Source organism: Rhodococcus sp. NPDC057135 (assembly GCF_042670865.1).
Classification (GTDB): domain Bacteria; phylum Actinomycetota; class Actinomycetes; order Mycobacteriales; family Mycobacteriaceae; genus Rhodococcus_F.
Genome location: NZ_JBHUUU010000051.1, coordinates 1 through 1,078, shown reverse-complemented (window position 1 = coordinate 1,078; position 1,078 = coordinate 1). Strand labels below are relative to the sequence as shown.

Genomic DNA, 1,078 nt, shown 5'->3' with positions numbered 1-1,078 from the left:
GTATCTGTGTGTTGTTTCAGATACCGCACAGTGGACGCGTAGCTTCTTTGTGGTAAGTCCTCGGCCTATTAGTACCAGTCACCTGCATGCATTACTGCACTTCCAGTTCTGGCCTATCAACCCGGTGGTCTGCCGGGGGCCTTACCCCCTCGAGGGGGTGAGAAACCTCATCTTGGAACAGGCTTCCCGCTTAGATGCTTTCAGCGGTTATCCCTTCCGAACGTAGCTAACCAGCGGTGCTCCTGGCGGAACAACTGGCACACCAGAGGTTCGTCCGTCCCGGTCCTCTCGTACTAGGGACAGCCTTCCTCAAGTTTCTAACGCGCGCGGCGGATAGAGACCGAACTGTCTCACGACGTTCTAAACCCAGCTCGCGTGCCGCTTTAATGGGCGAACAGCCCAACCCTTGGGACCTACTCCAGCCCCAGGATGCGACGAGCCGACATCGAGGTGCCAAACCATCCCGTCGATATGGACTCTTGGGGAAGATCAGCCTGTTATCCCCGGGGTACCTTTTATCCGTTGAGCGACACCGCTTCCACTTGCCGGTGCCGGATCACTAGTCCCGACTTTCGTCCCTGCTCGACCTGTCAGTCTCACAGTCAAGCTCCCTTGTGCACTTGCACTCGACACCTGATTGCCAACCAGGCTGAGGGAACCTTTGGGCGCCTCCGTTACATTTTGGGAGGCAACCGCCCCAGTTAAACTACCCACCAGGCACTGTCCCTGAACCAGATCATGGTCCGAGGTTAGAGGTCCAATTCGATCAGAGTGGTATTTCAACAACGACTCCACGATAACTGGCGTCACCGTTTCACAGTCTCCCACCTATCCTACACAAACCGAACCGAACACCAATACCAAGCTGTAGTGAAGGTCCCGGGGTCTTTTCGTCCTGCCGCGCGTAACGAGCATCTTTACTCGTAATGCAATTTCGCCGAGTCTACGGTTGAGACAGCTGAGAAGTCGTTACGCCATTCGTGCAGGTCGGAACTTACCCGACAAGGAATTTCGCTACCTTAGGATGGTTATAGTTACCACCGCCGTTTACTGGGGCTTAAATTCTCAGCTTCGCTCC

The 1,078-nt window shown here is 55.1% G+C and carries 1 rRNA gene; it reads right to left on the bottom strand.

The window, feature by feature from the left end:
- Positions 1–48: 48 nt before the first annotated feature.
- A 23S ribosomal RNA gene (locus ACFT1A_RS30995) occupies positions 49–1,078 on the bottom strand; the annotation flags it as partial.